We start from the raw sequence: 25,710 nt of genomic DNA on the forward strand, positions 1-25,710 counted from the left end.
AAAGAAATGAACGAGGAATAATATGGCTTACAACGTTGCAATTGTCGGTGCTACAGGTGCTGTAGGACAACAAATGATTAAAATGCTTGAAAAATCAAGTTTACCTGTCAAGAATTTAAGATTATTAGCATCAAAGCGTTCTGTTGGTAAAACTTTTTTATTTAAGGATCAATCCATTTCTGTTGAAGAAACAACTGAAAACTCGTTTGAAGGTGTCGATATTGCCCTTTTCTCTGCTGGTGGTAAAACCTCTGCAAAATTCGCACCTTATGCGGTTAAAGCAGGAGCAGTTGTGATTGATAACACTTCTCATTATCGTCAAAATCCTGATGTTCCTTTAATTGTCCCCGAGGTTAATGCACATGCCCTTAATGACCATCATGGCATTATTGCTTGTCCTAACTGTTCAACGATTCAAATGATGATGGCATTAGAACCCATTAGACAAGAATGGGGACTTGAGCGTATTATCGTTTCAACCTATCAAGCTGTATCAGGTGCTGGTGCACAAGCAGTTGAAGAGGCTAAAAAGCAAATTAGTGACGTGATTAATGAAGGGACAGCCGTAACTGAAGTAGAAGCAAATATCCTACCATCAGGTGGTGATAAGAAACACTATCCAATTGCTTTTAATGCCCTGCCACAAATTGATCTCTTCACTGACAATGACTATACTTATGAAGAGATGAAAATGACTAAGGAAACAAAGAAAATCATGGAAGATGATGCCATTAAAGTATCAGCAACCTGTGTTCGTGTTCCTGTTTTGACAGCTCACTCGGAGTCAGTTTATATTGAAACAAAAGAAGTAGCAGATATTGAAGCTGTTAAAAAAGCCATTTCAGAATTTCCTGGTACTGTTTTAGAAGATAATCCGGCAGAACAAATTTATCCTCAAGCCATTACTGCTGTTGATAAAACAGAAACATTTGTTGGTCGTATTCGGCGTGACCTTGACATTGAAAACGGTATTCACATGTGGGTGGTTTCTGATAACCTCTTAAAAGGTGCCGCATGGAATTCAGTACAGATTGCTGAGAGCTTACATGAACAAGGACTTGTTCACCCAACAAAAGAACTCTTATTTGAATTAATTTAGTTAAAGATGGCTCAGCCATCTTTTTTGATATAATAGAAATAATACAACTATGGTTAAAAAGGAGAGTTAATATGCTAACTGTCAGATTTGCAACACCAGACGATGTGTTAGAAATAAAAGAGCTATTAATAAAAGCCTTGAAAATCACTTATAAAGAACTTTACTCTAAAGACTTTATCAAACGTATGATTAGTGAATTCTTTAATGAAAAAAGACTTTATGAAGAAGTGTCTACAAAAATCAAACCTTTAATGGTTATATGGTTGCTGAAAAAGATGGCATGATATTAGGATGTATTTGTGGTGCTTGTGAGGATAACAATGGCTATATTTATGTTTTATATGTTCATCCTGAGTTTAAACAAAAAGGTATCGGAAAAAATCTTTTAAATGGTTATACAAGTTATCAAAAAGAACATTATGCTATTAGCAAACAAACTACTTTTGTAGTTGAAAATAATCAGATGGGAATTCCTTTCTATGAGAAAATGGGCTTTAATCTGGTTGAAATCATTCCAAACTGGCTAGATAGTACTCAAGGAAATCAATGCCGCTATGTGAGAAGTGTATAAAATGTTACTTTAAAGAATCAAACTGATATATGATTTTTTTTAATTATTTCTAATTAATCTTTAAAATGAGTTTATTTATCACAAAACAAACAATATAACTTGACAAAATCACTTAAGACCTAGATAATATTAATAACAAATACCTTTCCTTACGAATAGAAAAGAGGTTTCTATGCAAATTATCAAACGCAATGGACAAGTTACTGATTTTAACCCAGATAAAATTTATCAAGCTATTTTAAAAGCAGCGCAAACAGTGTATGTTTTGGATGAAGAATTACGACAAAAATTGGCTCAAGTCACTAAAAAAGTCGTGATAGACTTAGAAGAAGCACAAGTAGAACGTCCTACCATCAATATGATACAATCTTTAGTTGAAAATCGCTTAATTGAAGCAGGTTACATTAAGATTGCTGAACGCTATATTGCCTATCGTTTACAACGTGACCTTGAAAGAAACGGTTATGAAGATCATATTAATGTTCACTTAAGATTTGAACAAATATTATAAAAACTTAAACCCTTGTCAGACAAGGGTTTTTACGTTACAATGGAAATAAAGGTAAAGAATATATTTTTATATGATGTTTTTAAAGATTTTTTTAAAAGAAAGGATTTCTCATGAAAAAAATTTTTTTAGCTATTATAGTTACAGTTGGAATTGTAGGATTATTTGGTTGTTCAAACAACAAAGAATCTGATATAATTGACGAAGTTCTCTCTAAGAAAGAAGAAAATATTTCTGAAAAAATCACTAAAAAGGCACTTAAACTAACTCAAAAAGCTGGTGATGAACGCGTTGGTTACTACAATATTCCGGAAGATTTTGTTACTTTCACAGATATAAATAATCCAGACGGTGATGATGTACAGTATTCTGATGTTACAGGAAAATATATTATTACTCTAAATACTATTGATATATCTAACCTTACAAAAGAAGAAAAAGAAGCGTTTACAGCAGAAACTGCTGCAGATAATATTGCTGGATATCTTAAAGAAGATAAAGATTTAGAAACATTAGAACTTTACCATTATGATGATTTCCAAGATAAAGTCTATCAAAATGTAGCTACCTATAAAACAGGGGAAGTCCTCTCAGTTAATCTTTTTGAACACGATGGTACCATTTATTTCTTTGGTATTGAAGGTTCTGAAGACTTTGTTAATACCTATTGGGTTAATATCCTAGATAGTTTTAGCACAACAAAATAACGTATTAAAAATCATTAGAAAATTCTAATGATTTTTCTTTAGTTGTCGTTTAGCAGATAAATTGTGATAAAATAGATAAATAAACGTCTCGTAAAAGTGAAAGGAAAAAATTTTATGGCAACTATTCAATGGTTTCCTGGCCATATGTCAAAAGCTAGGAGACAAGTGCAAGAAAATATCAAATTTGTCGATTTTGTAACAATTTTAGTCGATGCTAGACTGCCTTTTTCAAGTCAAAATCCTATGTTGTCAAAAATAATAGGGGACAAACCTAAATTATTAATTTTAAATAAAGCTGATTTAGCTGATCCAGTCAAAACTAAAGAATGGCGACATTATTTTGAAAAACAAGGCATCACAACTCTAGCTATTAATTCAAAAGAGCAAGCAACCGTTAAAAAAGTGACTGAAGCTGCAAAAAAATTGATGGCTGATAAAATTGTTCATTTAAAAGAACGAGGCATTCAAAAAGAAACCTTGAGAACCATGATTGTTGGAATTCCAAATGCTGGAAAATCAACTTTAATGAATCGTTTAGCTGGAAAGAAAATAGCAGTTGTAGGTAACAAACCTGGCGTCACCAAGGGGCAACAATGGTTGAAATCAAATAAAGAGTTAGAAATTTTAGACACACCTGGTATTTTATGGCCAAAATTTGAAGACGATTTGATTGGTCTTAAATTAGCATTAACAGGAGCTATAAAAGATACGTTGCTCCCTATGGATGAGGTCACTATTTTTGGACTTGATTTTTTTAAAACACATTATCCTAAACGCTTGAAAGACCGCTTCAAGGGTATTTCATTAGAAGATGAAGCACCAGACATCATTATGACAATGACTAAAAAACTTGGCTATCGCGAGGACTACGATAGATTTTATAACCTATTTGTTAAAGAAGTCAGAGATGGTCGTTTGGGAACTTATACTCTTGATAGAATTGAGGAAATCGATGCTAACAATTAAGGAAATTAAATCACTTTTGGCAAATGTTAATAGCATTGATGACTCAAACTTCCAACAATTTCTAGATGATGAGCGAATTGGTGTCCAAAACCTCCTCAAAAAGCGAAAAAAAGAAATAAGACAACAAAAAAATGAATTAAAACGGCTTGAACAGATGCTTTCTTATGAGAGAAATCTCTATCAAAAAGGGTTTTCTCTTATTTGTGGTATTGATGAAGTAGGGCGTGGTCCCTTAGCTGGCCCAGTTGTTGCAGCAGCGGTTATTTTACCTGAAAACACTTTAATAGCAGGATTGAATGATAGTAAAAAAATCCCTAAAAAGAAACACCATTCTATTTATCAGAGAGTGATGGAAAGTGCTTTAGCGGTTGGAATTGGGATTATTGATAACAAAGCTATTGACGATATCAATATTTACCAAGCTAGTAAGTTAGCCATGCTTGACGCTGTTTCAAAATTAGAGATCACCCCTGATTTTCTTTTAATTGATGCTATGACCCTCGATTGTGATATCCCACAAGAAGCAATTATCAAAGGTGATAGCAAAAGTTTATCGATTGCTGCAGCCTCAATTGTTGCCAAGGTAACAAGAGATCAGCTAATGAATGACTATCACAGTCAGTACCCTCTATATGATTTTAATAGCAATGCGGGCTATGGTACCAAAAAACATTTGGATGCCTTAAAAGCTTATGGCATAACACCTATACATCGTCAAACATTTGAACCCATTAAATCAATGGTTAATAAATCATTTTAAAACCAGTCTTTTTGGCTGGTTTTTTCGAATAGTCAGTTGAGAGGTGAATATGAATAATTTTGAACTATTTAAATTGAAAAAAGCAGGACTAACAAATCGACATCTGTTAAATCTACTTGATTATCGAAAAAAACACGATGAGAAATTATCACTAAAAAATATAGCTGTGATTTCAGGTGTGAAAATACCAAGTCAGTTTATACAAGCTTATAAGTCACTTGACCATCAAAAATTAAAAAAATATTTTTATCAATTTTCAACATTATCAATTCTTGATGACCACTATCCAGAAGCTCTAAAAAATAGCCACAATCCCCCTGTTTTATTATTTTATCAAGGAAACATAGAATTACTTTCTCACCCAAAAATAGCAGTAGTAGGCGCTAGGATGGCTAGTCAAAAAGGAATTAAGGCTGTTAGAAAAATTATTTCTGAACTTGGTAATCGCTTTGTCATTGTTAGCGGACTGGCTAAAGGGATTGACACGGCTGCTCATTTGTCAATATTAAAAAATGGTGGAAAAACAATAGCCGTTATAGGGACAGGTTTGGATGTCTATTATCCAAAGGAAAATGAGTTGTTACAAGAGTATTTTGCTAAAAATCATTTGATTATTTCTGAATATGAACCAAAAACCCAACCTTTGCGTTATCATTTCCCAGAACGAAATAGAATTATTGCAGGACTTAGCCAAGGAGTCATCGTTATCGAGGCGAAATTACGTTCTGGCAGTCTCATCACTTGCGAAAGAGCAATGGAAGAAGGACGTGATGTGTTTGCCGTACCAGGTAATATTTTGGATGGTAAATCTGAAGGTTGTCATAGACTAATAAAAGAAGGTGCAAAATGCATTACATCAGGCTTAGATGTGATTTTAGAGTATCAAAATTAAAAGCTGTTTTCCTATAGAAAAACTTTTTTTATTGACAGGTGCTAAAAAAAGGGTTATCATGCTAGTTGCTGATAAAAAATAAGGAAGTCTAGTATGCCTACAACATTAAAAACAAAAAAGAAAACAGGGAAGAAAAAATCAACGGCTAAAAAGAATTTAGTCATTGTCGAATCTCCTGCTAAAGCAAAAACAATTGAAAAGTACCTTGGACGACAATATAAAGTGGTAGCCAGTGTCGGACACATTCGTGATTTGAAGAAATCAAGCATGTCAATCGACTTTGATAACAACTATGAACCACAATACATTAATATTCGCGGAAAAGGCCCCTTAATCAATTCTCTCAAAAAAGAAGCCAAAAATGCCAAAAAAGTCTATCTAGCAAGTGACCCGGACCGCGAGGGAGAAGCAATCTCTTGGCATTTAGCCCATATTCTCGACTTAAAAGAAGGCGATAAAAATCGCGTCGTCTTTAACGAAGTGACCAAAGAGGCTGTTAAAAATGCTTTCATTGAGCCTAGAGAAATTGATATGGACTTGGTTGACGCACAGCAAGCCAGAAGAGTTCTTGACCGTATTGTTGGTTACTCTATTTCTCCAATTCTTTGGAAAAAAGTCAAAAAAGGATTGTCGGCAGGACGTGTTCAGTCCATCGCTTTAAAACTGATTATTGATCGTGAAAATGAAATAAAAGCATTTATTCCTGAAGAGTACTGGACCATTGATGGTGTTTTTAAAAAAGGAACTAAAAAGTTTCAAGCCAATTTTTATGGACTTGATGGCGATAAATTAAAACTTAAAGATAATGATACTGTCAAAAATGTCTTAAAACGCCTTAAAGGTAATGACTTTGTTGTTGATAAAGTTGAGAAAAAAGAGAGAAGAAGAAATGCTCCCATGCCTTATACAACCTCATCTCTTCAACAAGATGCAGCCAACAAGATTAACTTTAGAACGCGTAAAACAATGATGGTAGCACAACAGCTTTATGAAGGACTTAGTCTTGGTCCTGCTGGTCATCAAGGGTTAATCACTTATATGCGTACCGATTCAACACGTATTAGTCCAGTTGCACAAGAAGAAGCGGCTAAATTAATTACAGAACGTTTTGGTAGTCAATATTCTAAACATAGCCAAAAAGTAAAAAATGCCAGCAGTGCTCAAGATGCCCATGAAGCTATTCGTCCATCAAGCGTCACACACACGCCAGAAAGCATTGCAAAATACTTAGACAAAGACCAATTAAAACTTTATACTCTCATTTGGAATCGTTTTGTTGCTAGTCAAATGAAACCGGCTGTCTTTGACACTGTAAAAGTCAGTCTTTCACAAAATGGCGTTATGTTTGTTGCAAATGGTAGCCAAGTTAAATTTGATGGTTACTTAGCGGTCTATAATGATTCTGATAAAAGCAAAATGCTTCCAGAAATGGCTGAAAAAGATGTCGTCAAAAAGGTTTCAGTTAACCCTGAACAACATTTCACGCAACCACCAGCAAGATTTTCTGAGGCAACCTTGATTAAAACCCTAGAAGAAAACGGAGTTGGTAGACCATCTACCTATGCACCAACACTAGAAACCATTCAGAAGCGTTACTATGTTAAACTCTCTGCCAAACGATTTGAACCGACAGAACTTGGTGAAATTGTTAATCGTTTAATTGTTGAATTCTTCCCAGATATTGTTGATGTGACTTTTACAGCTGAAATGGAAGAAAAACTCGACCAAATCGAAATTGGTAAGGAGCAATGGCAGAAAGTTATCGATAGTTTTTATAAACCTTTTGAAAAAGAACTCGCTAAAGCAGAAAAAGAAATTGAAAAAATTCAAATTAAAGATGAACCTGCTGGTTTTCTCTGTGATGTTTGTGGTCATGAAATGGTGATTAAGCTTGGTAAATATGGCAAGTTTTATGCATGTAGCAATTTCCCAGATTGTCGCAACACAAAACCTTTCACAAAGGAAATCGGAGTCACTTGTCCACTTTGTCATCAAGGTCAAGTCATTGAAAGAAAAACAAAACGTAATCGTATTTTCTACGGTTGCAGTCGCTACCCTGAGTGTGAATTCACTTCGTGGAACTTACCAATTGGTAGAAATTGCCCTAAATCAGGTGATTATCTGGTTGAAAAGAAAATCAGAGGCGGTGGCAAACAAGTTGTTTGTAGTAATGAAAATTGTGATTACGAAGAAGAAAAAATTAAATAAAGAAACTAAGTTTACATAATTAAGTTTATGTAAACTTTATTTTTTACTATCGTTTAAAATAAAATATTTTGTTATAATAGCAGTATTAAAATAGAAAGATTTGAACTAGGGAAACCTAGTAAGAGGTATTAGTGTCATGTCTCAATCTTATATTAATGTTATTGGTGCAGGTTTAGCTGGAAGTGAAGCAGCTTACCAAATTGCTAAACGAGGTATTCCAGTTAAACTCTATGAAATGAGAGGGGTTAAATCAACTCCTCAACATAAAACCGACTTTTTCGCTGAATTAGTTTGTTCTAACTCGCTTCGTGGTGATAGTCTAACCAATGCGGTCGGACTTTTAAAAGAAGAAATGCGTCGTCTAGACTCCGTTATTTTAAAAGCTGCAGAAGATTCAAGAGTACCAGCAGGTGGCGCTTTAGCAGTAGATAGAGAAGGTTTTTCAAAAAGTGTTACTGAACTCATTAGCAATCACCCTCTTATTGAAGTTATTCGAGAAGAAATAACTAGTATTCCAGACGATGCTATCACAGTTATTGCAACTGGTCCTTTGACATCTGATGCTTTAGCCAGCGAGATACATCGCTTAAATGGTGGTGATGGTTTTTACTTTTACGATGCAGCTGCTCCCATTATTGACAAAAATACCATAAACATGGATAAAGTCTACTTAAAATCACGTTATGACAAAGGTGAAGCTGCTTATTTAAATTGTCCAATGACTAAAGAAGAATTTATAGCTTTTTATGATGCACTAACTACAGCAGAAGAAGCACCTCTTAATGCCTTTGAAAAAGAAAAATACTTTGAAGGATGCATGCCAATCGAAGTCATGGCTAAACGAGGTGTAAAAACCATGCTCTATGGGCCAATGAAGCCTGTTGGACTAGAATATCCAGAAGACTACAAAGGAAAGCGTGATGGCGAATATAAGACGCCTTACGCAGTTGTCCAATTAAGACAAGATAATACCGCAGGAAGTCTTTTTAATATTGTTGGTTTTCAAACGCACCTAAAATGGGGAGAACAAAAACGCGTCTTTTCCATGATTCCAGGGTTAGAAAATGCTGAATTCGTCAGATATGGTGTTATGCACCGTAACTCTTATATGGATTCCCCAAATTTATTAGAAGAAACCTTTAGATCACGCATAAAACCTAATATTTTCTTTGCAGGTCAAATGACAGGAGTGGAAGGCTATGTCGAATCAGCAGCCAGCGGTTTAGTGGCTGGCATTAATGCCGCTAAATTATTCAAGAATGAAGAGGCTGTGATTTTCCCTCAAACAACAGCTATCGGCAGTTTACCTTATTATGTCACTCATGCTGAAAGCAAACATTTCCAACCTATGAATGTCAATTTTGGAATTATTAAAGAACTAGATGGTCCTAGAATTAGAGATAAAAAAGAGCGTTATGAAAAAATAGCAGAGAGAGCCCTCTCAGACTTAGAAAATTTTATTACAGTTTAAAACAAGGTAAATCTACCTTGTTTTTTATTTTTCTTACAAAATTGTAAGGTTAATTATTAAAAATGTAAGTTCACTTTTTTCTTTATGTATTATAATAATAGTACAAATAAAAAAGTTATGATATATTATTATTAACTAGAACGTTTAATATATCTTACTTAATGATAAAAGGAGTTGCTTATGTTTTTAGAAATTAATCATTTAGAAAAAGTTTATCGTACACGTTTTTCTAAGGAAGAAACCAAAGCTCTACAAGATGTTGATTTCAAAGTAGAAGAAGGTGAATTTATCGCCATTATGGGTGAAAGTGGTTCTGGGAAAACAACACTTTTGAACATTCTTGCAACGCTTGATAAACCAACAAAAGGTAGTATTGTTATGGATAATAAAGATATTACAACAATTAAACCAAATCAGTTGGCAGATTTTCGCTTGCAACATTTGGGGTTTGTGTTTCAAGAGTTTCATCTTTTAGACACACTCACTATTAGAGATAATATCTTTTTGCCTTTAGTCTTGAGTCGTGTTCCTCATAATGACATGGAAAAACGTTTAGCTGTTATTGCTCCCAAATTAAAAATTGATGGTCTTTTAAATAAGCGTCCTTTTGAAATTTCTGGAGGACAAAAACAAAGAGCCGCCATTGCTAGAAGTTTAATCACACAACCTAGACTAATCTTAGCTGATGAACCTACAGCTGCTCTAGATTATAAAAATTCAGAGGATTTGTTAAATCTTTTCGAAGCAATCAATAATGAAGGCCAAACGATTTTAATGGTTACGCATTCAGCCAATGCAGCAAGTCATGCCAAACGTGTTTTATTTATTAAAGATGGCCGTATTTTCCATCAAATGTATCGTGCTAATAAATCAACTACAGAATTTAGTAAGGAAATTTCACTCTCTATGGCAGCTTTGTTAGGAGGTGAGTAGGATGTTTTATCTCAAATTAGCGATTCAAAATATTAGAAAATCACTAAACAATTTTCTGCCTTTTATTCTTGCCAGTTTAGTCTTGTACATTTTAGTTTGTTCCAATTTTCTAATCATGTTAAGTCCAATGTCTGATACAATGAAACACGGCACAATGACTTTGTCCTTAGCTGCTATTGTTTTAACCATTTTTTCAGTGATTATGGCTGTTTATAGTTTTAATTTTTTAATGAAGCAACGTAGTCGAGAATTTGGTTTGTATCATATACTAGGGATGAAAAAATCACAAATCAGCTTAATTGCCAGCTTAGAGTTAATCATCATTTATATCAGCTTGATTATTTTAGGGAGTCTGTTAAGTATTGTTTTTGCTAATTTTCTCCACTTAGTTTTCATTAACTTAATTCACGTAGAATTAACTTCTTTTAAAATAACTGTTTTACCATTTATTTTTACTAATCTTATCTTCTTAGGAATCTTTTTAATCCTTGAACTGTTCAATTTATGGTTTATCAAGAAAACCTCACCACTTGCTCTATTTACAAGTAGAGAAAAAGGAGAAAAAGAGCCAAAAGGAAATATTGTTTTAGCACTGTTAAGTATTGTTTTTCTAAGCATTGGCTATTATTTATCACTAAGTTCATCAAAAATTGCCGCAATAGCAGTGCTTCAGCGTTTCTTCATTGCTGTTATTTTGGTTATCATTGGTACTTATCTTTTCTATATCAGTTTCACAACTTGGTATCTTAAGAAAAAAAGAAATCAGAAAAATTATTTTTACAAGCCTGAACATTTTATTACAGTGTCACAAATGATTTTTCGGATGAAACAAAATGCTATTGGATTAGCTAACATTACTTTACTGGCTATCATGGCTTTTGTCACTATTGCAACAACTTTTTCTTTATATAGTGCAACACAAAAATTAACTGATGAAAGTTTTCCTAAAAATACAAGTTTGACATTTTTTGGTGAAACAAAAGATGAAGCACGTTCATTATTCGAAGAATTAGTTGTCAAAAAACTAGACAGAGAAATAGAAGGACCTAAATTTTTCTCTAGTTTAATGGGATTTAACGTCTCTACTGGTAAAAACTTAACAATCAATGAGGAAGCTATTAAAAATCCTGACACTTCAAGTTTAGCTTTTATTTATCTTGTGACACAAGATGATTTTCGTAGTCTAGACAATGATTTACCTCAACTAAAAAATGATGAAACAGCCTTTTTCGTCCAAAAAGGAAACAGTCAATTTGAAACAATTACTTTTTTTGACTACCACTTTAAAAATATTAAAAACTTTAAGACTGTTAACTTTCCTCCAACTGTAAATACTTATAATTCAGGCATTCTAGTGGTAAGTAATGATGAGATTTTTAATGATATTTCATCAAGATATCAAGAAGTATCAAATAATGGTATTAATAGTCCATCCAATTACACGGTATATACAGATTTATCTGAACAAGAGATAAAGATTGTAAAGGATATTAATGATGGTGATTATGTATATGATCTCAAAAATAATCTCACTATGGTTTTAAGTACTAAGAAAGATTCTCTCGAGGAAGCTTATATTACAACAGGTGGTTTTCTCTTTACTGGCTTTTTACTAGGCTTTAGTTTCTTATTAGGAGCAGCACTTATTATCTATTACAAGCAATACACAGAAGGAAATGAAGATAAAAAATCCTATCAGATTTTACAAGAAGTAGGAATGAGTCAAAAAGCTGTTAAAAAGACAATTAACTCACAAACAATCTTTGTCTTCTTTATGCCACTTGCAATGGCAATCATGCACTTTGTTGTCGCCCTAGTGATGTTAAAACAAATGCTAACCTTATTTGGTATTACCGATGATAAATTGGTTTATTTGGTATCTGCTGTTACTATATCAATCATTGTTATTATCTATTTTATTATTTATAAACTAACTAGTCGTACTTACTACAAAATTATTAAAAGATAGAAAAAGTAGCGAATATTCGCTACTTTTTTGGTAGAATAGAAGTATGAATAAGAAACAAAAACTCTACATTGTTGAAGACGATGAAACGATTGTTACTCTTCTTTCCAATCATTTAAAAAAAGATTACCAGGTATTTTCTTGTCAAAATTTCAGAGCGATTTTGCAAGAAATCAAAGAATTTCAACCTGATTTGATCTTGATGGATATTTCTTTGCCTTATTTTAATGGCTTTTATTGGACAACTGAAATTCGTAAAACATTAACGACACCCATCATTTTTATCTCTAGTGCCGATGATGACATGAGTGCTGTCATGGCAATGAACATGGGCGCCGATGATTTTATTTCTAAACCATTTTCTCTTAGTATTTTGGAAGCAAAATTAACGGCACTTTTAAGACGCGCTTATCAATTTAGTCATAAGGACTACAGTTATAATGACTTTTATTTGACACCCGATGGCGATTTTTTTAAAGACCATCAGCATATTCAACTGTCAAGGACAGAAACTAAAATCATGATAACACTCCTTGCCAAGCCAGGAGAAGTAGTATCCAAAGAAGTATTACTTGAAAAACTTTGGGAGAATGAAGAGTTTATCGATCATAATACGCTAAGTGTCAATATGACAAGATTGCGTAAAAAGGTGACTCAAATAGGATTTAATCACATTCACACTGTAAGAGGAGTAGGGTATTTAATCCAATGATAAAAGATTTTTTTAAAGAATATTTTGTATGGTACGCTCTTTATTTGCTATTAGTGATAACTTTTCTATTCACCTTTTTTCTCTATCATTTGTCACTTGATTACTTTGTCACATCACTATTATTTACCACTACGTTACTCAGTATTGTCAGTCTTTGGCAATTTAGTGTTTACTATCGAAAACGACAAGAATTGGCCACTAATATCCTTCTAGGAAAAGATAGTTTACTTAATAGTCCTTTGGAAAAAGCTTTTTTAGAGCATTATTTTGCATTAGAAAAGGAACAATTACAGGAATTATCGCAATACCGTCGACGTGAGAGAAATCTTCAAAACTTGGTTAAAATGTGGTCACATCAGATGAAAGTACCCTTGTCTGCTATCTCTCTCATGACACAGACCAATCAGCTAAAGCCACAAGACATCAATCGACAATTGTTAAGTCTTGATAACTACGTGGACACTCTTATTAACTATTTAAAATTTCACCATCATCAAAGCGATTTTAGGTTCGAAAGGATTCATCTAAAAGAAGTAGTGGTTGAGATTATCAAAAAATACCGACTTTTATTCTTACATAAAGAAATTGACATTGAAATTATTGGGGATTGGGAGATTAAAAGTGACCAAAAATGGCTAACATTTGCCGTGACCCAACTGATTGATAATGCCCTTAAATACACCAAAAAAGGCGGGAAAATCACGATTAAAATGGAAAATTCTCTTATCATTGAAGACACGGGGATAGGTATTTTAAAAGAAGATATCCCAAGACTCTTTGAAGAAGGTTTTACAGGTTACAATGGCAGAGAATATCAAAAAGCAACAGGGCTTGGGCTTTATATGACCAAACGAATTCTTGACGATTTAGAACTTAATATTGCTATTGTTAGCGAGATTGACAAAGGGACCAAAGTGATTATTAAAAAATAAGTTAAAATCGTTTAGTTTACATAAATTTATTTATGTAAATAGATAGGAAGCAAAATGAAAAAAAATAAGTATTTATCCATTTTATTTGGAGTAGGCGTTTTAGTTGGTGTTTTCAGTTGGTTCATTTGGGGTAATCCACAATCAAACAATAATGATAATAAGGTAGTGCAAACAACCGAAACTACTGATAAGAAGGATGATACTAAAACAACAGAAAATGTAAAAAAATCAGACCAAATAGAAAAAGAGCCAAGTCAAAATCATCTATGGACTGTCGAAAAAGCTCAAGCATTACAATCCTTTATTGGTGAGTGGCAAGTTGAAATGAATCAAATTTATACTAGCTATACACCTGATAATCCTCTAAATTACTATGGCTACCTAACACCAAAAATAAGCGCTGTAGGAAGTGACACTATGACACCAGCATTAAACGACTCTCCAATCAACGTGGAATGGTCTGATACTGGCGATAAACCTGATGTTTATAATCTGGTTGCAGTTTATAGTGATTACGAACAAAGTTACCCTAACGTTAAGCATTTATACTATTTTGTTATCAAAGACGGACAAGCATTGGTTTTACACACCAGCCAAAATCAAGGAAATGAGAATAATTGGTTGTACTTTACAGAAACTGAAAATATCGATTTGAAAAATGGTTTTAAGACGATTGTTGGTCAATAACCTTATTTTATTATTTTATGTGATATGAAAAAAGCCTGACAATAGTTGCAAAACCACTGTCAGGCTTTTAATGTTATAGCAGATGGTATCAGAAAATCATAGCTTATCTAGAGCGTTTTTTTGCTCATCATTAACAATATGAGTATAAAGGTCAGTGACTTGGGTATTGGCATGACCTAGTTGATGACTCACAAGAACTTGCGATTTTGTTGCATCATAGAGTCTTGTCGCGAGTGTGTGTCTTAATTTATGAGGAGTGACTCTGATTTTAAAATCTTCAGAGTACTTGGCAACCATTTTTTCAATACTTGAAGCATCAATACGATTAGGAACACCCCGATACAGACTCAAGAAGAAGGCTGTGTCATTTTTTTCTGCCTGGTAACGTTGTTTTCGAATGTTAAGATAATTTTCTAGGTAAGGTTTAGCAAAATTAGCAACATTGACGGAATCCCGTTTGCCACCTTTTCTTGTGACTTCAATGACCATCATTTTGAGATTAACATCTTTTAAATCAAGATTAACTGCTTCTGAAAGTCGAACTCCTGAAGCAAGAAGTAGTGCCAAAATAGCAAGATCTCTTTCTTTGTTTTTGTTAAAAGAAGAAAGGGCACGATTAGAAAGTTGATTAGGATACTCAATTTCAACATATTCAAGGAAATCCATCGTTTCATCACCTAAAAAGAGTTTTCCTTTGATATTTTCGGCTCTAGCTGCTAAAGTTTCTTTTTTCTTTTTGGTTGAGACTTTTTTCATCACATTACGGTAAAAATAAGGCTCTCCTTGATCATTTTCAACTTCCTCAGTCAAATATTTGTATAAACTAGACAAAGCTGAGAGCGTTCGATTGATAGTGGTTTGAGAGACACCGTTTTGCGTTGAATTAGCATTAAGAAGAGGTCTTTCCCTCAAATAACGAATAAAGGCTTCCATATCTTTCTTGGTCAATGTTTCGAGTGTTTTTAGAGGGATTTCAGCGATTTTAGAAGCATTTGAGATATCAGAGTCCAGTAACCATTCAAAAAAACGACGATATTCCTTAAGATATTCATAAAGGGTTGTAAAACTGTAAGGAACTGATAATTTTGATTGGTAATAATCTAAAACATACCAGGGCATGATTTTTTTTAAGGCATCAATTTTTTCTAGTAGTAGTTCACGTCTCATAAAGTCAGTTTCTTTCTATGTTTTCTTTAGTCATAGTATAACATAACCTTATATATGTTTCAAGAAAATTATAGTTTTTCGGAAAGATGTTATAGGAGATAATGTAAACCATAAAAATAAAGGAAACCATAAGATTTCCTTTACTAACTTTTGCATAGGTTGTTTTACTAATCGGGAGTCTATCAATGTCCTTTAACATATTCTTGAATAACATCGCTGATGTATTTGGCGGTACCTTCTCCAAATTGATCGATATTTTTTCTAAATTTGTCATCCTGAACATAGTTTAGACCAATTTTTCCAAAAATTTCTAATGAACAATCAAACCCATACCGATTAATAAGATGATAAAGTTCTTCGGCCAGTTTTTTATTTTCAAGTGAAGAAATGTCTTCACCCTTTTTCATTTGGCTTGAAAATTGCGTGAACACGGAATTAAAAGCGTCTGTCATTATTTTTTCGTTACCTTTTTGTTTTTGTTTACTTGCTTCAACAACTTTTTCACCATATTTTTCTTTGGTTTCCTTTTCATATTTTTGATGGTCTTCATAAGTAAATCCTTTGAATTGTTCTTTGGCTGTCATTTGTATTTTTCCCTCCTCAGCTAAAATCGTTTTTTCTAATGTTTCAATAAGTGTTAGCAGTTTGAATTTTTCTTTCTTCATTAACTCTAATTGATTCTTTAGTTTATTAAGTCGTTGGGAATCATCTTTTGTTAGCAAGTCCTTGATTTGTTTTAAAGAAAAACCAATGTACTTATAAAACAAAATTGTTTGAAGAGTGGCCAAATCTTCTCTAGTATAGTACCGATAACCATTATCATTTTTTTGTGGTGTCAAAAGACCAATTTTATCATAGTGATGTAATGTGCGCACTGATACACCACTTATTTCACTGACTTTTTTAACTAAATAGGTCATTTAGAAATCCTCCTAATACATTTAGTATAAACGATTACCTAAGGTGAGTGTCAACACTTTTTTTAAAAAAATAAAAAAAGAACTGATTTCTCAGTTCTTATATATCAAAAGGGCTTATTTAGTTTGCTTCTTTTTCTTTATTAGCAAAGTATTCTCTTACTTTTGGTGCTACTTCTTCTCCGAAAATGCGAATAGCTTTTAAGACATCTTCGTGTGGCATTGAACCAACTGGCAAATGGAGCATAAAGCGATCTAGTTTTAAATCTTCAATCATACGGATTAATTTATTTGCAACTGTTTCAGCATCACCAACAAACATAGCACCGTTTGGACCGATTTGTTGAAGGTAGGCATCATAAGTTAATTCAGTCCAATGAGGTCTATCTTTACTAATGTTATCAACTAATTGTTTGGTTGGGTAGAAGTATTCTTTTTCAGCTTTTTCTTTATCGTCTGATAACCAACCCCATGAATGTGCTGCGACAGTCATTTTACTTAAATCATGGCCATGTGCACGACCAATTTCACGATAAAGTCTAATTAATTGACCAAAACCACGTGGGTTACCACCAATAATCGCATAAACAATTGGAAGCCCCATTTCAGCAATACGTTGTGTGGAGTGGAAATTACCACCTGTTGCTACTTGAATTGGTAATTTGTCTTGAACAGATCTTGGGTAAACAGGTCTATTATTAACAGTTTGTGTGTGTTTTCCTGTCCAGTTCAAATTAGTATTTTCTCTAATTTGAAGAAGCATATCTAATTTTTCGTTAAATAATTCTTCATAGTCATTTAAGTCATAACCAAATAATGGGAATGATTCAATAAATGATCCACGTCCAGCCATAATTTCAGCTCTTCCATTTGATAGAGCATCAATAGTAGCGTATTGTTGGTAGACTCTGACAGGATCAATGGAAGATAGAATCGTTACTGCACTTGATAAGCGAATATGTTTTGTTTTTGATGCTGCAGCAGCTAATAAAATTTCAGGCGCTGAGACTGAAAAATCTTCACGGTGATGTTCACCAATAGCATAAATGTCTAATCCCACCTCATCAGCTAGCACCATTTCTTCAACCATATTACGAATACGTTCATCATGTGAAATAGCTTTCCCAGTTTTTTCAAGCGGTGTTGTTTCTCCAAAAGAAGAAATACCTAATTCAATCATGTTATTACCTCACTTATTTAGATTTCGAAATATTTTATGTTGTTATTTTACCACTTCTATATCAATTGGTAAAGTATTTTGACTCATTATTAAAATAAAAAATCACTTCAATTAAAAGTGATTTTCATTGTAATAATAATTTTTCAATAACACTCCTATGGAGTGCAACTAGATTTATTCAAATTTTCTTTCAAATTAAACCTATACTATCTCTTTTTAGGCTTCTATCACATTATCATTATTTTGTTCTTTGCGCCAATTTTCATATTTTTTTAAGTCAGATTGTGCCATTTTCCATCCCTTTGAAAGAATAAAAGCATCATCCAAGAAACCAAGAAACGGAATACTATCTGGAACAATATCAAACGGTGTTAAAAAGTAAATGAGAGCACTGACAATGAGTACAATCACTCCAGTTGGAACATCGGTATATTTCTTTTTAGCGTAACTATTCACTAGTGATGCCATCACTGGTATTGTTGCTAAAGTATCCCCTGCAACTGGCACTTTATGTAGTTTTTTTTCAATATTGCTTAAGAATTTTTCTATTTTATCATCGTCACTTAATATCTTTTTAGCTTCATCATATCTTTTTTCTATTTCAGCTACTGCTCTACTCTTTTTTAGTTTATTAAAATCCATTAGTTATCCTCCTTTATCATTATAAACCATTTTTAAATTACTATAAACAGATTTTATTCATTATACCATTTATTTCATTTTAATAGTATTTAAAAATATGTTTATAAACCAAACCAACCATAAATCACTACAAAAGCAATTATAACACTTATAATACTAAATAATGAGCCAATCAAATAATATTCGGCAAAAGCTTGATTTTTAGCAATTTTATCATATCGAGCGATTGATTTTGCGGTAAAAATAAATCCAATTGCTGTTATTTGACCTACAATCAGAAAGAGACCAATAGCAAGACGTTCTAAATTGCCAATAATTCCTCCTGCTCCTGCAATTGTTTTCTTTGTATTATCATCATCTTCACTAACCTGATATTTTTTAAATATTATTTTAAAAGCGATGTTAACAGGCTTTGTAATCAAAATAAGGAATAAGGAAATTTGAATTAAAGGATAATAGGTAGTTAAATAATCTGGCGCATAAGAAAATGAAAAACTATGATAAAGTATTATTATTGAAAGTAAATGTAAGAGTTGATCAATAATAAAAGCTAACGATTCAGCTTTTTTTCTTTTAATGATATTATCTAGATAGCATTTAAGATAATCAATAACAACATGACTAATGAAAACAGTTAGAAAGTAAATTTTATAGTCATAAAGAACAAAACTCAATATAATTAACGGTATAGCTATACCCAAATAATGCCAATAAAGATATTTTCCTCTTTTAACTTTTTTATCAGCCATTTCTTGACTTTGCAAATGAAAATCAGACAGTAAATGTGCAAATACAGTTAATGATAAGATTGGATTTTGAGCCAAGTAAATAGCGATTGAAGATAAACTAATCATGACTATTCTCCTCCATTTTAATATAGTTCAATATAGATACCATAATTGTTCGTCTTAATCGCAAATAAATCTTTAATCCACTTGCTTTAATCCGTTTATTAAAGGCACTAGGAGTCACTGATAGGAGTTCTGCAATTTTTTTATGTTCGAACTTTTCATCATAGATATTTATCTCTAAAAGTTTTTTAACAATTTCAGATTGAGTGGTTGTCCACTTTGATTTGATGAATTCTGATGCTGCAATTGAAGCATTTATTGCCTTTCTGATATCATAATGATCATCAAAATAAAGTGAAATGCTATTTGTGCCATAATCATTATTGTCATGTATATAATCTATGGCTTTTCTGGCATACCAGTAAGCTGGGCCATCGGAACCAATACTTTGTTCTTCATTAATATCAGTTAATATTTCTCCTACGCCAATACCAAAGCGAAGATGATATGGTAAAAAATTTAACGAAATAGATTCAATAATCTCAAAAACGTGATGATTTGGTAATAATAAAGCTTGAAATTCATCTCCTGTTGTTATAGTAAATGGTGATTTTAAAACTTTCTCATATTTCTTATTGATATCTGCTATTAATGTCATAAGCTTTTTTTGAGCTTGAGAACGTTCTTTAATTGATTTTGAAGAGATAATATCTCCAATAATTGCAATATAAATCATTCTTATCTCCTTTTTAATGTCCATTATAACAGACATTTTTTAAAATGTCTATTAAAACGGAAATTTTTAGAAATGTCCATCATAACAGACATTTTTTGAAAATTTTCCTTTAAAAAATAAGAGAGTTTACATAAATAAATTTATGTAAACTAATTAACTTATTTTCTTTTTCTTTTTGCTTTTTTAAGTTTCTTGGCCATTTTTTTCATAGAGTGTTTCATCGCCATTTCACCAATTTTGCCTTTAAAGCCTCCACCAAGTAGTTGGCTCATGTCCATATCACCGCCACCTAAAGCAGACATATCTGGCATTCCTGGCATACCTCCTTGTCCCAAGGCACTCATATCCATATTCTTAGGCATTTTGCTAGGGTCAATTCCCATTTGTTTCATCATTTTATTCATATCGCCAGACATAGCACCTTGCATCATTGCCTTAGCTTGATTAAAATCTTTAATGAATTTATTGACTTCGATAAAAGAATTACCAGAACCGCTAGCAATACGACGTCTACGACTTGGTGATAATAAATCTGGATTTTCACGTTCTTGAGGTGTCATTGATGAAACGATGGCACGTTTTCTTGCAATCTCTCTTTCATCTATTTTGAGGTTTGCTAGTGCTGGATTTCCAGCCATTCCTGGAATCATTTTAAGAATGTCTTCCATAGGCCCCATGTTTTGAACTTGGTCTAATTGTTCGATGAAATCGTTAAAATCAAAGGTGTTTTCACGCATCTTTTCAGCGAGTTGCATTGATTTTTGCTCATCGTACTCTTGACTAGCTTTTTCAATCAGGGTTAACAGATCCCCCATACCAAGAATACGGCTAGCCATACGATCTGGATGGAAGGTTTCAATATCAATTATTTTTTCACCGGTACCGGTAAATTTAATAGGTTGACCAGTAATATGGCGCACTGAAAGGGCCGCACCACCTCTTGTGTCACCATCAATCTTGGTTAACACAACACCAGTAATGTCAAGCTGTTCATTGAATTCACGAGCGACATTGGCTGCTTCTTGACCAATCATGCTATCAACAACAAGCAAGATTTCATTTGGATTAGCTAGAGTCTTGATGTCACGAAGCTCTTTCATGAGAAGTTCATCAATTTGAAGACGTCCAGCCGTATCAATCAAAACATAGTCATTACGATTTTCACGAGCCTTGTTAAGTCCTTGAGTCACAATTTCGACAGCGGAGTGATCAACACCCATATCAAAAACAGGAACACCAATTTGTTGACCAAGCGTTTTTAACTGATCAATCGCTGCAGGACGATAAATATCGGCTGCAATCATCAAAGGTCTTGCTTTTTCTTCTTTGATCAATTTATTGGCTAATTTACCAGCAAAAGTTGTTTTACCAGCCCCTTGAAGACCAACCATCATAATAATAGTAGGAATTTTAGGTGCTTTTTCAATATGAGATGTTTCTGAACCCAAAACAGTCGTCAATTCATCATTGACAATTTTAACCATTTGTTGTGAAGGGTTCAAAGTATCAATCACTTCGTGACCGATAGCACGTGTACGAACACGCTTAATAAACTCTTTAACAACAGGTAAGGCCACATCGGCTTCAAGAAGGGCTAATCTAATCTCTTTAGTGACTTCTTGAACATCTTTTTCAGATAGTTTTTTCTTACCTCGTAAATTCTTAAAAACACCCTGTAAGCGTTCTGTTAAACTCTCAAATGCCATTATTATTTCTCCTATTTTCTTACTTAATCGTTATTATCAATACTAGTTAAAAAGGTTAATTTTTCAATCAGATAAGAATCATCTGAGTATCTTGTCATTAAATCATCTAGAATTTCACTACGAACAATATAATCAGAATACATATGAAGTTTTCTCTCGTAATCTTCAAGAATCTTTTCAGTACGCTTAATATTATCATAAACAGCTTGACGACTGACCTGATATTCTTCAGCAATTTCAGCCAAACTATAATCATCAGCATAGTAAAGCTCAATATAATTCATCTGCTTATCCGTCAAAAGTGCTGCATAAAATTCAAATAAAGCATTCATTCGATTTGTTTTTTCAATTTCCATAAGGATATTATAGCAAAAATCTATCTTTTTTAATAGTCACGAAGAAAGCTTTTTAGCAATATCTAGAGACAAGAAAAACAAGAGTTTCAAACTCTTGTTTTAATTAGCTTATTTAGCCCATTTTTCAATGGTTTTTTTGTTTTCGCTCACCCATTTTTGGGCTGCTTCTTTTTCACTAGCGCCATTTTGGATATCAAGCATAACAGATTCCATGTCCTCTGATGTCCACTCAAAGTTATCAATAATTTGATAAGCTTCTGGATGGTCTTCTTTTAAGCCAAGACGAGCCATTGTTTTAATGCTTTCTGATCCACCAAAGACACCTTCTGGATCTTCAAGATACTTCAAGTCATACTTGGCAAACATCCAGTGAGGTGACCAACCAGTAACGATAATATCTTCTTGGGCAGAGATTGCTTTATCAAGAGCTGTCACCATGGCACCTGTTGATGAAGGTGATACTTGCCAACCCGAAAGATTAGAATAAGTCTCTAAAGCCGAATCAGCACCGGCCATAATACCAGCTCCTGGTTCAATTCCTGTAATTGTCTTTTTAGCCTCATCAGAAAGTTCTGAAATGCTATTAGCTGAAACATATTCAGGAACTACTAAGCCTAATTTAACACCCTCTAAGTTTGGTCCTAAATCTTCAAGACTATCTTTATAAGTATCATAAAGTTCCGCGTGGGTAACAGGTAACCAAGCACTAACAGAAGCGTCTGTCGTACCTTCTGCGACTGATTTCCAAACAACGGAATTATCAAGCGGTGTTAATTCAACGTTATAACCGTATTCTCTTAAAACTTCTGCTAAAACATTGGTTGATGCAATTTCTGAATCCCATTGCACATAAGATAAACGAATGGTCTCTTTTGTTGTTTTATTGTTTGACATCACATTTTTAGCAATACCAACACCAATCACAGATAAAATAGCAACAACTGCTACAATTTTTTTAATCATAGGTGAGGTTGGTTTATAAGACGATTTATGATTAGCCAACTGACTAATTCTATCAATTAAGATAGCTAAAATAACAAGAGCTAAACCATTTACAAATCCAGCACCAATATCAGCTTTTTGAAGTGCTGATAAGACACCGCGACCAAGTCCTGGAGACCCAATCATTGATCCTGTTACAACCATTGATAAAGCAAGCATGATGGTTTGGCTAATCCCAGCAACAATGGTATCTTTTGCAATTGGTAATTCAACTTTAAATAATTTTTGACGTGATGTACTACCAAATGAATCAGCAGCTTCTGATAATTCACCAGACACTTCACGAATACCTAAATTAGTAAAACGAACCGTTGGAGGTAATGCAAAGATAACTGAGGCAAAAACACCAGGAACCATACCAATACCAAAGAAGGCCACGGCTGGAATCAGGTAAACGAAGGCAGGCATTGTTTGCATAAAGTCAAGAATCGGACTAATGATTTGACGGAAACGATCGCTTTTTGCCATCCAAATACCAAGAGGAATCCCCAGAATAACTGAGATAACACTGGCAACCAATACTAAGGTAAAGGTATTGATTAAATCACCCCACAAACCTTGGTTATAAATAAAGAGGAGACCAAGTAGGGTGAATAGGGCTAGCCCAAAACTTTTTTTAGATTTTTTTCTAGAAAGAAAGTAGGCTAAAGCCGTTATAAGGGCTATTAAAACAAATGGATTAATAAATGTAAGGTAGGAAGTAATGTAATCCATAGCACTACTACCACCTGATTGGATAACATCAAACAATCCTGAGAAAGTTTTTGTTGTCCATGAGGTTAAATCTTCTACCATCTCTGCGACGGGTAATTTAGTTTGTAAAAAAATCACAATTCTCTCCTTATTCTTCAGTATCTTTTGCTAATGATTCAATGACGGAACCCTTGATGACAACACCAAGCAAACGATCATCGTCTCCAACAACAGCAATAGGACTAGAAGAATCATAAATCAGTGGTAAAATATCTGTTACTAGAGTGTCGGCAGTTATTTTTCTCACATCTGTGTCTAAAACTTCTTTTAGACTAAGATGTTTTTGATTAGCTTCTAGAGCTGCATCAGCAGTTATCACACCTTGTAATTGACGTTTTTTATTAATCGCCATTAACATACTAACGTGTTCTGTTTTCATTCTATTTAAAGCCATTTTCGGACCATCACTATCAATGTTTGAAGCCACAGGCTTAATCATAATATTTTGTGCTGTCAAAACTTTTGAACGGTCAACATCTTCAACGAAGTCACGCACAAAATCATTGGCTGGATTCGTTAGTATTTCTTCACCAGTACCAATCTGCATGATTTTACCATCTTTCATTAAGGCAATTCTATCACCAATACGTAGTGCCTCGTTAAGATCATGGGTGATAAAGATAATCGTTTTTTGCACTTGAGATTGCAATTCTAACAATTCATCTTGCATATCTTTTCTAATCAGAGGATCAAGTGCTGAAAATGCCTCATCCATAAGAAGAATCTCTGGATCATTAGCAAGAGCACGTGCTAAACCAACACGTTGTTGCATCCCTCCAGATAATTGGTCGGGATATTGATCTTTAAAGGGAAGAAGCCCTGAATTATCAAGTGCTTTTTCTGCTCTCATCACTCTTTCATCTTTTGGTACACCTCTTAACTCTAACCCAAATTCAGTATTTTCTAATATTGTTTTATGTGGTAACAGGGCGAAACTTTGAAAAACCATGTTTAAGGTGTTTCTGCGAACTTCTCTTAGTTCTTCCTTGTTCATTTTAGAAATGTCAGCACCATTGATATAAATATCGCCACTTGAAGGTTCTATGAGTCTGTTTAAAAGACGAATCAAGGTGGATTTACCACTCCCTGATAATCCCATGATAACAAAAATTTCACCTTCTTCAACTGAGAAGTTAGCATCATAAACACCAACTGTTGCTCCTGTTTTTTCTAAAATTTCATTCTTTGTCTTATTATCTTTAATCATGTTTAAAGCTAACTTTTGTTTTTTACCAAATATTTTTGTTAAGTTTTTAACTTCTAATTTGATCATTTAATACCTCTTTCATTTTTTCTGAACATTTTCACTACTGTTTTCAATAACTGACCACTCTATTTTATATTAATGTGGTCTGTTTTGTCAAATAAAAACACCTATCAGTTTTAGGTGTTTTCTTGTCATTAACGAAAAATTGATTAGCTATTGAAGAAATGTTGCATCCGAAGTGATGACATATCATTACCAACAAAAAAGAGCTGATCGCCTTTAGTTAAGACTGTATGAGGATCTGGTGACAAAATAAAATTACCTTGTTTTTTAATAGCAATCACAGTAGCTCCTGTGTGCTGCCATATATTTAATTCTTGTAATGATTTTCCTTCATGAGTAAACTCGCCAATCGTCAACTCATAAGGTTCAAAAGGAAATTCTTTTTTGATAAGAATTGATTGATCAAGAAGATTTTGAACAAGATTCGATAGTTTATCCATTTCTTTTTTTTGCTGTTTAAGATTACTTTGAATATCATGTCCCAATGATTTTAAAGAGTTACTGATATCAAACTGCTTCATATAAGCAATAGCGTTTTCTTTTGAAACAACAATGGCACCACTACCTTGTCTGACTTCTAAGATGTCTAAATCAACTAAAACATTAATCGCCTTTCTAGCCGTTTCAGGAGACACATTAAAAGTACTCGCAATTGTTGAACGCGATTTTATTTTTTCACCAACGCTAAATTTGCCTTCTGCTATTCTTTGAGCAATACCGATAGCCACTTTTTGATAGCGAGAATTGATAAATTCATTTTCTGTCATTTCATTTTCCT

At 33.3% G+C, this 25,710-nt stretch carries 26 protein-coding genes; 15 read left to right on the forward strand and 11 right to left on the reverse strand.

The genetic code is table 11. From position 1 onward, the window contains the following. Positions 1 to 22 precede the first annotated feature (22 nt). The 15 genes from JHK64_RS02220 to JHK64_RS02290 all read left to right on the forward strand — a co-directional run bounded on the left by JHK64_RS02220 (position 23) and on the right by JHK64_RS02290 (position 14,412). Positions 23 to 1,099: an aspartate-semialdehyde dehydrogenase gene (locus tag JHK64_RS02220; protein ID WP_199567375.1), complete on the forward strand. Its 1,077-nt coding sequence runs from the start codon at positions 23 to 25 to the stop codon at positions 1,097 to 1,099. A 71-nt stretch (positions 1,100 to 1,170) separates the two neighbouring features. Then, on the forward strand, positions 1,171 to 1,383 hold the full coding sequence (locus JHK64_RS02225) for a hypothetical protein (protein ID WP_199567376.1): 213 nt from the start codon (positions 1,171 to 1,173) through the stop codon (positions 1,381 to 1,383). After that, the gene (locus JHK64_RS02230; RefSeq protein ID WP_199567377.1) at positions 1,359 to 1,670 is read left to right on the forward strand and encodes a GNAT family N-acetyltransferase; all 312 of its coding nucleotides are present in this window, start codon (positions 1,359 to 1,361) and stop codon (positions 1,668 to 1,670) included. Before JHK64_RS02225 ends, JHK64_RS02230 begins: the two co-directional genes overlap by 25 nt. Before the next feature lie 172 nt (positions 1,671 to 1,842). Beyond that, positions 1,843 to 2,181: an ATP cone domain-containing protein gene (locus tag JHK64_RS02235; protein WP_199567378.1), complete on the forward strand. Its 339-nt coding sequence runs from the start codon at positions 1,843 to 1,845 to the stop codon at positions 2,179 to 2,181. Between the two features lie 110 nt (positions 2,182 to 2,291). Then, the gene (locus tag JHK64_RS02240) at positions 2,292 to 2,885 is read left to right on the forward strand and encodes a hypothetical protein (RefSeq protein ID WP_199567379.1); all 594 of its coding nucleotides are present in this window, start codon (positions 2,292 to 2,294) and stop codon (positions 2,883 to 2,885) included. 114 nt (positions 2,886 to 2,999) lie between these two features. Next, positions 3,000 to 3,851: a ribosome biogenesis GTPase YlqF gene (gene ylqF / locus JHK64_RS02245; protein WP_199567380.1), complete on the forward strand. Its 852-nt coding sequence runs from the start codon at positions 3,000 to 3,002 to the stop codon at positions 3,849 to 3,851. Next, complete coding sequence (locus JHK64_RS02250) at positions 3,838 to 4,611, forward strand: ribonuclease HII (protein ID WP_199567381.1); 774 nt, start codon at positions 3,838 to 3,840, stop codon at positions 4,609 to 4,611. Before ylqF ends, JHK64_RS02250 begins: the two co-directional genes overlap by 14 nt. A gap of 49 nt (positions 4,612 to 4,660) precedes the next feature. Further along, positions 4,661 to 5,503: a DNA-processing protein DprA gene (gene dprA / locus JHK64_RS02255; protein WP_199567382.1), complete on the forward strand. Its 843-nt coding sequence runs from the start codon at positions 4,661 to 4,663 to the stop codon at positions 5,501 to 5,503. Between the two features lie 93 nt (positions 5,504 to 5,596). Beyond that, entirely contained in the window at positions 5,597 to 7,711 is a 2,115-nt protein-coding gene (gene topA, locus JHK64_RS02260) for a type I DNA topoisomerase (protein ID WP_199567383.1), read from the forward strand. Between the two features lie 136 nt (positions 7,712 to 7,847). Continuing rightward, positions 7,848 to 9,182, forward strand: coding sequence for a methylenetetrahydrofolate--tRNA-(uracil(54)-C(5))-methyltransferase (FADH(2)-oxidizing) TrmFO (trmFO, locus tag JHK64_RS02265; RefSeq protein ID WP_199567384.1), 1,335 nt, complete (start codon positions 7,848 to 7,850; stop codon positions 9,180 to 9,182). Between the two features lie 180 nt (positions 9,183 to 9,362). Continuing rightward, entirely contained in the window at positions 9,363 to 10,115 is a 753-nt protein-coding gene (locus tag JHK64_RS02270; RefSeq protein ID WP_199567385.1) for an ABC transporter ATP-binding protein, read from the forward strand. Position 10,116: 1 nt separating this feature from the next. Beyond that, complete coding sequence (locus JHK64_RS02275; RefSeq protein WP_199567386.1) at positions 10,117 to 12,084, forward strand: FtsX-like permease family protein; 1,968 nt, start codon at positions 10,117 to 10,119, stop codon at positions 12,082 to 12,084. Positions 12,085 to 12,127: 43 nt separating this feature from the next. Next, entirely contained in the window at positions 12,128 to 12,793 is a 666-nt protein-coding gene (locus JHK64_RS02280) for a response regulator transcription factor (protein WP_199567387.1), read from the forward strand. Continuing rightward, a complete protein-coding gene (locus JHK64_RS02285) occupies positions 12,790 to 13,725 on the forward strand; it encodes a sensor histidine kinase (RefSeq protein WP_199567388.1) in 936 nt (311 codons plus the stop codon). Before JHK64_RS02280 ends, JHK64_RS02285 begins: the two co-directional genes overlap by 4 nt. A 54-nt stretch (positions 13,726 to 13,779) precedes the next feature. Continuing rightward, positions 13,780 to 14,412: a DUF4767 domain-containing protein gene (locus JHK64_RS02290; RefSeq protein ID WP_199567389.1), complete on the forward strand. Its 633-nt coding sequence runs from the start codon at positions 13,780 to 13,782 to the stop codon at positions 14,410 to 14,412. 96 nt (positions 14,413 to 14,508) lie between these two features. On the opposite strand, the gene xerS is transcribed toward JHK64_RS02290, so the two are convergent. The 11 genes from xerS to JHK64_RS02345 form a co-directional block, all read right to left on the reverse strand. After that, on the reverse strand, positions 14,509 to 15,579 hold the full coding sequence (gene xerS / locus JHK64_RS02295) for a tyrosine recombinase XerS (protein ID WP_199567390.1): 1,071 nt from the start codon (positions 15,577 to 15,579) through the stop codon (positions 14,509 to 14,511). A gap of 182 nt (positions 15,580 to 15,761) precedes the next feature. Continuing rightward, positions 15,762 to 16,499, reverse strand: coding sequence for a MerR family transcriptional regulator (locus JHK64_RS02300; protein ID WP_199567391.1), 738 nt, complete (start codon positions 16,497 to 16,499; stop codon positions 15,762 to 15,764). A 118-nt stretch (positions 16,500 to 16,617) separates the two neighbouring features. After that, positions 16,618 to 17,676, reverse strand: coding sequence for an LLM class flavin-dependent oxidoreductase (locus JHK64_RS02305; protein WP_199567392.1), 1,059 nt, complete (start codon positions 17,674 to 17,676; stop codon positions 16,618 to 16,620). A 216-nt stretch (positions 17,677 to 17,892) separates the two neighbouring features. Continuing rightward, on the reverse strand, positions 17,893 to 18,318 hold the full coding sequence (locus tag JHK64_RS02310; protein ID WP_199567393.1) for a YkvA family protein: 426 nt from the start codon (positions 18,316 to 18,318) through the stop codon (positions 17,893 to 17,895). A 101-nt stretch (positions 18,319 to 18,419) separates the two neighbouring features. Then, positions 18,420 to 19,172, reverse strand: a complete 753-nt coding sequence (locus JHK64_RS02315) for a DUF3307 domain-containing protein (RefSeq protein ID WP_199567394.1) — start codon at positions 19,170 to 19,172, stop codon at positions 18,420 to 18,422. Beyond that, complete coding sequence (locus JHK64_RS02320) at positions 19,165 to 19,845, reverse strand: SatD family protein (RefSeq protein ID WP_199567395.1); 681 nt, start codon at positions 19,843 to 19,845, stop codon at positions 19,165 to 19,167. Before JHK64_RS02320 ends, JHK64_RS02315 begins: the two co-directional genes overlap by 8 nt. Before the next feature lie 158 nt (positions 19,846 to 20,003). Beyond that, entirely contained in the window at positions 20,004 to 21,551 is a 1,548-nt protein-coding gene (gene ffh, locus JHK64_RS02325) for a signal recognition particle protein (protein WP_199567396.1), read from the reverse strand. A 23-nt stretch (positions 21,552 to 21,574) separates the two neighbouring features. Beyond that, positions 21,575 to 21,907 carry a putative DNA-binding protein gene (locus JHK64_RS02330; protein WP_199567397.1) on the reverse strand — a complete coding sequence of 111 codons (333 nt, stop codon included), beginning with the start codon at positions 21,905 to 21,907 and terminating at the stop codon, positions 21,575 to 21,577. Positions 21,908 to 22,015: 108 nt separating this feature from the next. Next, positions 22,016 to 23,704, reverse strand: coding sequence for an ABC transporter permease/substrate binding protein (locus tag JHK64_RS02335; protein WP_199567486.1), 1,689 nt, complete (start codon positions 23,702 to 23,704; stop codon positions 22,016 to 22,018). A gap of 46 nt (positions 23,705 to 23,750) precedes the next feature. Beyond that, a complete protein-coding gene (locus JHK64_RS02340) occupies positions 23,751 to 24,935 on the reverse strand; it encodes a quaternary amine ABC transporter ATP-binding protein (RefSeq protein ID WP_199567398.1) in 1,185 nt (394 codons plus the stop codon). 143 nt (positions 24,936 to 25,078) lie between these two features. Continuing rightward, positions 25,079 to 25,699 carry a GntR family transcriptional regulator gene (locus JHK64_RS02345; protein ID WP_199567399.1) on the reverse strand — a complete coding sequence of 207 codons (621 nt, stop codon included), beginning with the start codon at positions 25,697 to 25,699 and terminating at the stop codon, positions 25,079 to 25,081. Positions 25,700 to 25,710 lie beyond the last annotated feature (11 nt).

It is taken from the genome of Streptococcus zalophi (genome assembly GCF_016481285.1).
GTDB lineage: Bacteria > Bacillota > Bacilli > Lactobacillales > Streptococcaceae > Streptococcus > Streptococcus zalophi.